Here is a 10,497-nt window from a genome sequence, read left to right as displayed (position 1 = left end):
CCTCGATGGTGGCGAGCTGCCGTATGCGCGATTCTGAGGGCCTTTCAGTGGCTTGGGGTCCATGGGTACCAGTCTGCCCCTGTTCGTCGCTCTCCGTGGCGCACAGGGCGTCTGGTGCATGCTCCTCGCTCATGACGGGTCCACCTCAAGCAGCGCGTCGAAGGCGTGGGGCCTGAGCGGGTAGAACCCGCCCTCGGAGTGGACGATGTAGTCGCCGACGAGGGTTTTCTGGAGACACCCATCGGGTGACGGCACCCACACCCAGTAGACGACCTCGGCGCGGTCGGTTGACTCGCTGTTGCTCTCCACCTGCCCGCCGCACCAGCGGGCGATCTCGTGAGCCTGGGTCCATGAGGTGAAGCGCACGGCTTCGATGGTGACGGTTCGGGTGCGGTAGGTGGTGCTCATGATTTTTGCGGGCCTTTCAGGATGTTGGGGGTATCCGAGTATGGGTCTAGGGGTTTGAGGCCGTCCTGTGTCGCCACGGGAGAGCAATGAGCGGCATTCCAGCGACTATCCACCAGGCCGGTCGTCCACTGCCCGGACCGGTTTCTGGTCAGGAGGGCGGGGAGGAGGGCTGCGAGGTCGACGAGGTCGATGAGTTGTTTGCGGGTGTCGGTCATGCGGTCACCGTCCTGGGCGTCTCGGTCAAGGGGCATCAACGGGGTCTCCTTCAGAACGGGGGTGGGGCGCCGGGGAGGTCGTCGTCGACGACCGGCTTGGCGAAGTTGGACGGGATCGAGGGCAGCGCCGGCGCGCCGCACAGGTGGGAGGCGTAAACGTCGCCGCGGAAGGTGCCTGCTGGGCGGCTGGTGATTTGCCAGCGTCCGCGGCGGGTGAAGCGCAGCCCGTGCCAGTGCTCGCAGGCGATGGTGCGTCGTCCTGCGAGCAGGGCCAGTGCTTCGCCGAGGGCACTGAGTGGCGTGGGGTCGACCTCGATGGGTCCGGCGGCCCACATGTCGTCGAGGCCCCGGAGGACGTCGGCTCGGCATCGGCGGCATCGCTCTGCCTGGATATGACGGGTTTGGTCTGCGAGCCACTGTGCGACGTGGGGTCCGACGAAGCCCCGCCGCTTCCTCGGGCCAGTCTCGGGGTTTACGTCGATGAGTGCGTCCTGGGTCATCGCCCGGCCTCATTGGTCTCGGAAGTGGTTCCGGAACCAGTTCGCCCTGGCAGGTGGTCCTGAACCGGCTCCGTACTGGTTCCCACCCCGTAGGGGGAGTGGGACTGGGAACCAGTTACGGGAAGTGGTTCCCGGAACCGGTTGGAACCACTTGGAACCACTTCGCGCGTCGGGGGCTTGTCGCCCTCCCTGTAAGGGTGGGCGATGGTGAAGATGACGCCGCCGCCACGACCTGCCCTGGTACTCCGTTCGGCCCAGCCGCCTTCGACGAGAGCGTCGACGGCGGTTCGGATGTGCTCGACGCGGCCCTTGACTTCCTCGCGGATGTTGCGCCCAGAGAGACCGTCGGTGACGTCCTCGAGGAGCTTAGAGACCTGCTCCATCAGATGGGTCGGGCGCCACGGCTCGTCGCCCTGGTCCTGCCCGTGCGGGGCTTCGACCCACATGCTGGTCGAGGTCTCGGCGATGGAGTCGATGACGACCTTGCCGGCGAAGCGGGCGCCTCCGGATTGGCCGCGCACGTAGCCGGCGCGGTCCTTGTCTACGAGTAGCTTGAGTTCGCCGCGTTGGCCGACGCCGAAGGGTTGGGTGACTTCGACGATGAACTGGGCGCCGTCGATCATCGCTCGTTTGGCCTGGGCGCCGATCGCGCCCTTGCCGCGCTGTTCCGAGTTTTTCGGGACGTGATCGATGGTGAGGACCGCGGCGCCGAGCTGGGTCAGCGGTTTGAGGACGAGGCGGTTGAACTTGGTGGCGTCGGCGTTGTCGTTGAGCTCCAGGCCGAGGAGTGTCATGGCGGCGTTGGCGCCGTCGAGGACGATGAGGGCCGGGTCGTGGTCGGCGAGCATCTCGGCCAGTGCTGCGCGGCCGACGACGTCGAGGGACTCGTCGGGATCGGCGTAGCGCAGGAGGGTGAGCTGCTCGTCGGTGATGCCGAGGAGGCGTAGCCGAGAGACCCAGGTGGAGGCGGCGTCCTCGAAGTCGAGGACCGCGGCGCGGCGGCCCTCCTTGAGGAGCTGCTCGACGGCGTGCAGGGCCACCCAGCTTTTTCCTGATTCGGACTCGCCCACGAGGCCGTTGATCTTGCCGGGGTAGAGCAGGTGGGTGCCGTCGGTGCGGGCCAGGAGTGCGGGCTCGGGTGCTGCAGCCTGCTGCGCTGCCCGGTCGAGGACGGGGCGGGCGTACCAGGATGATGCGTCGAGGCTGGGCGGCTCGTCGGGGTCGTCGGCCTGGGTCTCGACGGCGGGAGTCGGTGTGCGGCCGAGGATCTGGTCGAGGGTCGTCTCGATGACGCTCATCGGCGCCTCGTAGGTGGACGTCTCGACTTGGCGCGGGTGTCGGGATCCGCCGCGAAGTCCGGAGCGGATGGTGGCCAGCGCTTCGGCTGCGGGGAGGCCCGCGTCGTGGGCTGCCTGCCTGAACTGGGCCTCGACGTCGGCCTGGTCGAGGTGGCCGGAGGCGACGAGTTGGGCGATGTTGAACGCGGCGGTGTTGAGGGTGTGGTTGCGGCTGCCTTCGTAGGCGTTGCGGACGTTGTCGAGCTCGCGGGCCAGCGCGGTGTTGGCGTAGCTGCTGCCACCGCCGGAGGCGGGCAGTGCGGGGAAGGTGGGCGTCGGCCTGGGCTCGGGGCGGTTGGCGTTGACGAGGGCGAGGAAGCGGGCGGTGGCGTCTTCGGTGGCGGTCACCGTCCCACCTCGAGGGGGTCGGTCCAGCGGTAGGTGACTCCGTCGACGATGCTGGGAGGGGCGACGACATAGCCGCCCTGCCCTCGGTAGTCGACGCCGGGGAACATGGAGGCACGGTTGCCCATGCCGGTGGCGGGCGTGTAGAGGTGCCATCCGCCGGGTCTGCGGGTGCGCGCCCGGCCGACGATCGGGGGCAGCGCCTCCCACATGTCACCGGCCCAGGACTTGACGCCTGCGGCCCCGTCGAGGTCGATCACGTCGACGACATGCCCGGTGGCGATGCCGATATTGGAGGCGGGTGCGGCGGTCCACCAGGCGCGTATCTGGGCTGGGTCGGTCACGGCGTCCTTGCATCCGTGCGAGCCGCGATAGGGCCGCTTGCCGCCGGGCTCGAGGGGAAATACGGGGACGCCGAGGGCGGCGTACCAGAGCGCGGCGTCGACGAGGCCGGGCGGCGGCGGATCGGCGCAGAGTCGGTCGAGGTGCGCGCCGATCTGCTCGGCCTCTGGCCAGCGCTCGAGGCGGACTGCGTCGGCGAGCTGCTGCTCGAGGTCGGCGATGGTGGGTGGTGCGAGGGTCAAGGCGTCCTCCTGGGCGCGTAGGTCGTTGCTCGGCTGGATTGGGCGGGCCACCCGCCGCCAACTTGTAACTCAGAGTTAAGAGTTGGCGTCGGATGACCCACGCGACTCAGCCGACGATCAGAACGGCGGGTTGGCGGGCTGCGACGGCTGCGCGAACGGGTTCGCCGCCGGGGCTGCGGCCGGGGCCTGACCGAAGCCCTGCTGCGCGGGTGCCTGCCCGAAGCCCTGCTGCGGGGCGGACTGCCTTCTGACCTCGGGGGCGGCGCCGCGGGCGATCTTGATGGCCATCTCCTTCACCGTCCCGCGGGAGGTCTTGACCAGGTCGGCCAGCGTGATCTTGACGACGTCGCCGGGTGCCGGGTCCGCGGCCCTGATGGCGCGCTTGAGGGAGACCAGGCCGCAGGTCAGGTTGACGAGCTCGCCAGCGGGGTAGTCGGTGCGCTCGCCCTGCTTGTTGAAGCTCGCCGCAGGCTCGATCAGTTCGAGCGTGAGCAGCGGGCAGACGTCGTCGTTGAAATCGGTGGCGCCAGTGGGGTCGAACGACAGCACCTTGCCGGTGACGAACTGGCCGGGGTGGTCGCCCCAGCCGATGTAGGAGCCTGCAGGGGTGACGACGTCTTCCCAGTCGTAGTTGGTCATGATGTTGATTCCTTTCGTGAATCAGTTGGTTGCTCCGGCCGGGATGGCCGCGAGCTGGTTGTGGTGGTCGAGGTCGAACCGCTTGTGACAGGACGCGCAGCGCGGCTCGTAGTGGGTCGGGTCGAGGCTGTAGGGGCTCTTGCGGGTGCCGCAGGTCAGCTCGTTGGCGTCGGTGTGCGCGTAGGACCAGGACGAGGCGGTGGCGCCGTATTTCGGCGCGGCGACGGCGGTCACGGTCAGGCGCCCGAAGCGCTGGCCGATCATGCTGCATTCCCGTCGAGGGCAGCGAGGCGCTGATGCGCCGCCGCGGTATGGGCAGGGGTCCAGGTGCCGGTAGCAGCCGCTTCGGACCACAGGCGGGACAGGTCCTCACGGGAGGAGGCCTGGGCGATGGCGACGTCGAGGGAGGCGGCGATAGCGTTGATCCGGGGTGCGATCCACGGCTTGACGAGGTTCTTCGGCTTCGCGAAGGAGCGCCACGCCCGGACCTGCTTCGCGACCTGGATTGCGTCCCATGCGGGGCGCAGGTCGACCTCGATCAGTCGGCATGTGGCTGATGGGATGTCGTGATCCATGACGATGCCGAAGTCGGTGCGAAGCCCCGGGATCGGGGTGCGTACACCGGTGGCGGGGTCGTACATCTGGGAGTGGGCGTACATGCACAGCTGCATCGCGATCTTCCCGATCCCGGGGCTTGTGTTGCCTGTCTTCAGGTCACCGATGACGTACCCGTCGACCCCGGCGATCTGATAGACGCGGTCCGCCGTGCCCCCGACTTGGTGCTCGTCGTTGACGAGGAACTGCTCGATCGCCATCGACTTGAGGCCCTTGGTGGCCTCGATGAATGCGTCGAGGTTCGGCGCCCATTCGTCGGGCACATCAGTGAGGTCTCCGGTGCGTTCGAAGTGCTCGGTGATCTGGTGGAACTCGGTGCCCCGGCGGGCCTTGTCCTTGGCCTTGGCGGTCTCCATCGCTTCCTCGATGAGAGGGGTGATGCTGTACTTCCACGCCTTCTTCTCTGGGTCGCTGGCCGGCTCGAGGCCGAGGGCGGCCAGGCGGCTGGGGAGCCCGGGGGTTGCTGCGACGCCGGCGGCGACCATCCGCATCTGCCACTGCCCAAGGTTGTATGTGTCTTCCAGCGCCCCGACGTAGGTGGTGCACCGGGTGTAGGGGATCGGCTTGCCGCCGTGCGGGGGGATGATCAGCGGGCGACCGAACCGATCCCGAAACACCTCGGCGATGGTCTCGACTGCGGCGTTCATGCTGAGACCTCCCCGTCCTCGATGACGATTGCGGACTCGGACGGGTCGGAGACCCGCTCGATCCACACCTGGTAGCCGCCCTCCTTGGCTGCGTCGGCGACCATCTGCATGGAGTCGTCGTCAAGGAGGGAGCCGTCGAGGATGCGGATGACGCGCAGTGTGGGGTTGAGCGCCATAGCCATTGCGAGGCTGACCCGGATCTGCTCAGCCGACGAGGCCTGCCCGAACGGCACGCCGTTGAAGGTGACGCCGCCCTCGTCGAAGCCGAGGCCGTCGACGGGGAAGGTGGCTGCGGCGAGCGCGTCGGCCTTCTGCTTGTCGAGGGCGTCGATCTCGACGGTTAGGGTCTCGTACTGGTGATGGAGCTCCGACTGGATGCGGGACCGCTTGGCCGACTCCTGGTTGGCGCGGATCTTGGCGTTCGTCTGCTCGATATCGGCGAGTTGCTGCTCGAGCGCGGACGTGTCGGCGGGCGCCGGAGCCGCGTCGAGGCGCGCCTGCTGGGCCGCGTGCTGCTGGCCCAGATCGTGCAGCTCGGCCTGTAGCCGTGCGATTGCCTCGGTTACCTCGGTACCACGCTTGACGAGAAGGTCGAGATCGGCGCGGGCACGGTCGATGTCGCGACGCTGCTCCTCCGCAGCTCTGATCTGGGCGATCAGATCAAAGGCAGACTGCTCGGCCGACGGAAGCGTCTCGTCGACCGGTGGGACGTCGCCGATCGCCTTGCCCTGTCGGCCCACCTCGGTGCGCTCGTCGTAGAGGGCCGTACGTTGCGAGTCGAGGCTGGGCAGATCCACGTCGAGGTCGACGAGATCCAGCAGTGACTCGCGCTGTTCCCTGGCGCTCAGTCGGGTGAACGCGAGGGGGTCGAAACTGAGTCGTCCGACGAGGGCGTCGAGGACTCGCTGGGGGCTGTTGTAGGTGGCTCCGTCGGCGGATGCGACGGTGAGGGTGGAGCGGTCGCCCTTCCACTCGCGGGTCACGGTCAGTTCCCCGAGGTCGAGGGTGACGCGAGCGTGGTCTTCGCCGTCGCGCACGGGCCGCGTGGTCGCCTTGGAGGCAGCCCCGCCTCCGAGGGCGAGCCAGATCGCGTCGAGGACGCTCGACTTGCCCTGCGCGTTGCGGCCGGTGATGGTGACCAGGTCACCGTCGGGGGTGATCTCGACGGCCTTGAGACGCTTGACGTTCTCGGCGGTCAGTCTGACGATCCGCAGTGGGTCACTGGTGGGGGGTCTCATGGGGGGTCTCCTTTGGTCTGGCGCATGGGCAGGGTTGGGGTTTGGGCTGTTTGTCGGTGCCGGTTTGGATGTGGCCGGGGCAAGGTCCGGTGAGATGGAGCGGGTGACCGCACCAGCTACAAGGGCGAGCTGCGACAGGGCGGGTCACGAGGCTTTATCCATCTCCGAGAACGGCATTGTTCTGCGCCTGACCTCCGACGCCTTCGCCGCGGCGGTCTCCATGTCATCGAAGATTCCGACGTGAACGTGCCGGACCTGAACGACGAACCGCCCGTTCGGGAGGGGGTAGACGTTGCGGTGGCCGGTACGACTGTCCCGAGCGGCTCCGGCACGGTTTTCCTGATTCTGGCGCGGCGTGACGAGTCGAAGATGCCCAGGGTTTATGCAGTTTCTGACATGGCAGACGTGATCTACGGAGAGCCCGGCAGGGATCTCGCCGTGCATCACCGACCATGCGAGGCGGTGCGCGTAGACACGGGCCGCTCGTCCCGGCCCTCGCTTGACGTCAGTGGTTGTCCCGTACCCCTTCGAGTTGATGGCGGCGGTCCAAATCCAGCAACCTTCGACGTTCTCGGTCGCTTTGTCCCAGAGGCGCTGCGCGATGGTCTTGGCAGGGTCGTTGTGCCGAGGGCGCGTGCCGGATTGAAGCGCGACGAGCTCAGCCATTCCTTCTCTCCTTCTTGGTGGTGAATGTGGTGTGGCAGTGACCACATCGCCCCGAAGCGTCGAGGCGGTGCTCGGGGTCGCGGGGCTTGAGGCGTCCGCTTGGGGTGGTTTGGTAGACGGTGCCGCGGAGGATCCACAGCGCAGGGCAGGAATCAGACATGGCGCTCCTTCGTGGGGTCGGGTTCGGTGGTGATGCGGGCGCCGAGGCACACGAGGCACAGGTCGCCGGAGACGAGGCCAGTGCCGCGGCAGTTCCAGCAGCGGAGGGCCTCGAAGTTGAGGCGGCGGAGACGGGGGCATCGGGATGCGTGCCAGACTCCGAACTTCATCGCCATGACGTGGCTCCATGTCGTTGACCCGAAGGCTTTCCAGCAGCCGGGACATATGTACGTCCAGCCCGGTTCAGGGCGCCGCTGGATTGCGACGCGGTACGGGAGCTTGCTCATGCGGCACGCTCCAGGGCCTCAGCCACGACGGTCACGAGGTCACGCGCGGCCGGCGGGCACACCGCATTCCCGGCCATCCTCACGCGCTCCCGCTTGTTCCCCTGCCACTGGTAGTCGGTAGGGAACGCCATGCCCGCGGCGATCTCGTGAGGTTCCAACATTCTGAAGCGGCAGTCGTTGACATCGATCGACGCGGGTTCCAGGACCGATTGATGTCCACTCGTGGTGAGTGTGCGTAGCGGTTCGTATGAGGGGGTCGACATCTGCCCGTCGTCGCCGCGGGCAGTGTTGTTGCGCATGATCAGCGCGTACCGGTCGGTGGTGGTCAGGGTGCCCATCGGCTCCGACGTAGACCGTCCGGACTGTGAGGACGAGTAGTACGGCACCAGCAGACCGTGATGATTCCCGGACGCAGTGACGGTGTCGAGCGGGTCTCGGCTGAGTTCGGGCGTGTTGTGTCCGCGCAGTGTTGTGAGGATGCCGAGTTCGTTGCGGGTCGTCTGCGTGCGCAACGGCTCACCTGTCAGGGACGCACGCTTCCCTTCGCGACCCTCTGTGGGGATGAGGAGCCCCTTCGAGGTGGTGGTGTGCAGTGTGCGCAGCGGCTCACTGGCAGGCCATGCCCGGTAGTAGCCGTCCGGCGAACCGAACCGCGGATGACGAGGGCTCGCAGCGTCATAGGTGTTACCAGCGGCCTCGACGATGATCTCGTTCGCGTATCGGGCCAGGCCAGCCTTGATCCGTGCCATGGTCTTCGGGGACAGGGGCTTAGCCCGGTCACCGATGCGCTGCCCTTCGAGTGACCAGTCGATCGCGGCAGAGGCCGGCACCCACGCCGGTTCGACGATCTGCGACTGGCACGATGTCTCCGGGCACACGAAGACGTATTGGGCACGGTAGCGGCCCCACGGCTGGTCCGGCTTCTTCCACACCTGGCGTGCTTCGACGATCTGGTCGCACGACGGGCACCAGGCCTGCGGGCGAGTGACACGCTCCAGGTCGGGTCTTCTCGTGCCCTTGAGCCACAGCACGATGTAGATGCGATCACGTGACTGTGGGGCGGGAAGCCCAGCCAGTTGTGCGTGCATCGCGTTGAGGTAGACGATCTCCATCTCGTAGCCGAGGTTGCGCATGTCCATCACCCAGGCGGGCCAGCGCACCCAGCGGCGCACGTCCACGACGTTCTCCACGATGATCGCCCGATACCGGTGGTGTTCGGCGAAGTCGGGGACGGTGAACATCGTGGCCCGGGAACGCTCAGCGGCATCTGCCGGGAGTGTGTCGCCGAATAGATCTGGAGTCTGGTCGGCGGCACGGCGTCCCTTGGCGACGGAGTGATTTGTGCACTCCGGTGATGCCCACAGCAGGTCAGTGGTGGGGAAGTAGGACGGGCGGATGGCCTGCAGGTCCACGCAAGCGTGGTCGGTGCGTGGATGGTTGGCGGCGTGGACCTCGATTGCTTTGGTCCAGTGGTTGGACGCCAAGGTCACCTCGACGGCTCCGGTGGAGACGGCTCCGGTGGATGATCCGCCGGCACCGCAGAAGAAGTCAGTCATCGTGATCATGCGCCGACCCCGTCCACGAGGATCAGTGCGCCGGGGAGGGCGGGTGACTCGACGTAGCGCTTGCGGGTCAGGAGGGTGATGACCTGCGAGTCGTCGACCCACAGCACACCGGTGCAGGCGTCGAGGATGGCGCGGGCCAGTTTGTCGAGGTCCGGCTTTCCGATGTGCGTTCGCGGGGCGGCTGGTCGGAGCCTGTCGCTGTTGCGGCCGGTGCCGAAATGCCCCTTCGGGCGGGGGAAACGGAACTCGATCTCGACATGCACGGGACCGGTGAGGGGGGCCAGGTCACCGCGTGCATCCTGGGCGGCGGCGCGCACATCCGTGCGCCACGGCTTCACTCTCTTGGACGACTCAACGAGGATGCCACCCCCGAGGTGGCGCTTACTTCCTTGTGGCGCGGGAACACCTTCTGCGAAGAATCGGATCATGCTGGCACCTCGGCGATCGCATCGTCGACGCTGGGGAGGATGGAGGCGAGCCACGCCTCGTCGGCTTCGGCCTTGACGCGCTCGGCGTCGTCGACGGCGCGGGCCAGGCGGTGTAGAAGGTCGGTGCCCCGTGTGCCCGGTAGCCATGCGTCGAGGTGCTCGACAGCCTCGGCGAGGGTGGTGCGGTTGTCGATCAGCATGCGGGTGATGCCATCTGCGCGGACCGCGAAGTTGCGTCGTGCCCGGCTGGCGTCGTGGGCGAGCTGCCGACTCGTATCGGCCCGGGCGCTCATCTCTGGTGCCATTCGGTCGGAGCGGGCACCCAGCGATCGATGTCCTCGTTGGTGAAGAGGTCGGGCAGTTTCATGAGGTGTCCTTAGAAGTTGAGGTCGTCGAGGTCGAGGCCTCGCTGTGTGAGCGGCAATCTGGATGGCGCTCTCATGGCAGCGGCTCCGTCCCAAGCCAGAGGCCTGCGCAGATCATGCCGATGGACGCGAGGGTGACGACGATGGGCCAGATGATGTCGAGCACGATGCGGCGGGTCATGCTGCACCGCCCTCGATCAGCTCACCGTCGATAGTGACCGCCCGGCACGGGGTGACGACACGAGGCGCTTTCGCCTTGGGGGTGTCGCCGGTCCACTCCGGCTTGACGTCGGTCACGATTCCACCCCCAGCGCATCCGTGATCACACGGACCGTGGTGCATGGCCAATCGAAGGGCTCGCCATCGTCGTAGCGGCAGATCGTGCAAACCCATCCCACGCGCTCATCGACATGCACCCACTCGCCCCCGTCGGTCTCCATGTGGTCGTGGTTGACCTCGTGGTCATCGCATTCACCCGGGATGCATGGCTCGAAGATGC

16 protein-coding genes are annotated in these 10,497 nt (G+C 67.3%); all 16 read right to left on the bottom strand.

Annotated features, from left to right (window positions below):
* Window positions 1-129: 129 nt before the first annotated feature.
* Window positions 130-408, bottom strand: a complete 279-nt coding sequence (locus tag ACTQ48_RS10600) for a hypothetical protein (RefSeq protein WP_441570881.1) — start codon at window positions 406-408, stop codon at window positions 130-132.
* Window positions 405-623, bottom strand: coding sequence for a hypothetical protein (locus tag ACTQ48_RS10595; RefSeq protein ID WP_441570879.1), 219 nt, complete (start codon window positions 621-623; stop codon window positions 405-407). The genes ACTQ48_RS10600 and ACTQ48_RS10595 overlap by 4 nt, the downstream gene beginning before the upstream one ends.
* A gap of 50 nt (window positions 624-673) precedes the next feature.
* Window positions 674-1,123, bottom strand: a complete 450-nt coding sequence (locus ACTQ48_RS10590) for a hypothetical protein (RefSeq protein WP_441570877.1) — start codon at window positions 1,121-1,123, stop codon at window positions 674-676.
* Window positions 1,120-2,808 carry an AAA family ATPase gene (locus ACTQ48_RS10585; protein WP_441570876.1) on the bottom strand — a complete coding sequence of 563 codons (1,689 nt, stop codon included), beginning with the start codon at window positions 2,806-2,808 and terminating at the stop codon, window positions 1,120-1,122. Before ACTQ48_RS10585 ends, ACTQ48_RS10590 begins: the two co-directional genes overlap by 4 nt.
* Window positions 2,805-3,389, bottom strand: coding sequence for a bifunctional DNA primase/polymerase (locus ACTQ48_RS10580; protein WP_441570875.1), 585 nt, complete (start codon window positions 3,387-3,389; stop codon window positions 2,805-2,807). The genes ACTQ48_RS10585 and ACTQ48_RS10580 overlap by 4 nt, the downstream gene beginning before the upstream one ends.
* A 117-nt stretch (window positions 3,390-3,506) precedes the next feature.
* Window positions 3,507-4,028 (bottom strand): hypothetical protein, encoded by a 522-nt coding sequence (locus ACTQ48_RS10575; protein WP_441570873.1) that lies wholly within the window; start codon window positions 4,026-4,028, stop codon window positions 3,507-3,509.
* Window positions 4,029-4,049: 21 nt separating this feature from the next.
* Window positions 4,050-4,292 carry a hypothetical protein gene (locus ACTQ48_RS10570; RefSeq protein WP_441570871.1) on the bottom strand — a complete coding sequence of 81 codons (243 nt, stop codon included), beginning with the start codon at window positions 4,290-4,292 and terminating at the stop codon, window positions 4,050-4,052.
* Window positions 4,289-5,290, bottom strand: coding sequence for a hypothetical protein (locus ACTQ48_RS10565; protein ID WP_441570869.1), 1,002 nt, complete (start codon window positions 5,288-5,290; stop codon window positions 4,289-4,291). The genes ACTQ48_RS10570 and ACTQ48_RS10565 overlap by 4 nt, the downstream gene beginning before the upstream one ends.
* Window positions 5,287-6,528, bottom strand: coding sequence for an AAA family ATPase (locus ACTQ48_RS10560; protein WP_441570868.1), 1,242 nt, complete (start codon window positions 6,526-6,528; stop codon window positions 5,287-5,289). The genes ACTQ48_RS10565 and ACTQ48_RS10560 overlap by 4 nt, the downstream gene beginning before the upstream one ends.
* Before the next feature lie 144 nt (window positions 6,529-6,672).
* Window positions 6,673-7,194 carry an HNH endonuclease signature motif containing protein gene (locus tag ACTQ48_RS10555; protein ID WP_441570866.1) on the bottom strand — a complete coding sequence of 174 codons (522 nt, stop codon included), beginning with the start codon at window positions 7,192-7,194 and terminating at the stop codon, window positions 6,673-6,675.
* A complete protein-coding gene (locus tag ACTQ48_RS10550) occupies window positions 7,187-7,354 on the bottom strand; it encodes a hypothetical protein (protein ID WP_441570865.1) in 168 nt (55 codons plus the stop codon). The genes ACTQ48_RS10555 and ACTQ48_RS10550 overlap by 8 nt, the downstream gene beginning before the upstream one ends.
* Complete coding sequence (locus ACTQ48_RS10545; RefSeq protein WP_441570863.1) at window positions 7,347-7,523, bottom strand: hypothetical protein; 177 nt, start codon at window positions 7,521-7,523, stop codon at window positions 7,347-7,349. Before ACTQ48_RS10545 ends, ACTQ48_RS10550 begins: the two co-directional genes overlap by 8 nt.
* A 113-nt stretch (window positions 7,524-7,636) precedes the next feature.
* Window positions 7,637-9,205, bottom strand: a complete 1,569-nt coding sequence (locus ACTQ48_RS10540; RefSeq protein ID WP_441570861.1) for a DNA cytosine methyltransferase — start codon at window positions 9,203-9,205, stop codon at window positions 7,637-7,639.
* Entirely contained in the window at window positions 9,202-9,633 is a 432-nt protein-coding gene (locus ACTQ48_RS10535) for a RusA family crossover junction endodeoxyribonuclease (RefSeq protein WP_441570859.1), read from the bottom strand. The genes ACTQ48_RS10540 and ACTQ48_RS10535 overlap by 4 nt, the downstream gene beginning before the upstream one ends.
* Window positions 9,630-9,938 (bottom strand): hypothetical protein, encoded by a 309-nt coding sequence (locus tag ACTQ48_RS10530; RefSeq protein WP_441570858.1) that lies wholly within the window; start codon window positions 9,936-9,938, stop codon window positions 9,630-9,632. The genes ACTQ48_RS10535 and ACTQ48_RS10530 overlap by 4 nt, the downstream gene beginning before the upstream one ends.
* Window positions 9,939-10,291: 353 nt before the next feature.
* Window positions 10,292-10,497: hypothetical protein (locus tag ACTQ48_RS10525; RefSeq protein ID WP_441570856.1), on the bottom strand; the 206-nt coding region annotated here is incomplete at its 5' end.

Source organism: Collinsella sp. Sow4_E3 (genome assembly GCF_052116285.1).
Lineage (GTDB): Bacteria > Actinomycetota > Coriobacteriia > Coriobacteriales > Coriobacteriaceae > Collinsella.
Note: the sequence above shows the minus strand (reverse complement) of the source record. Positions and strands in the feature narration are given on the sequence as shown.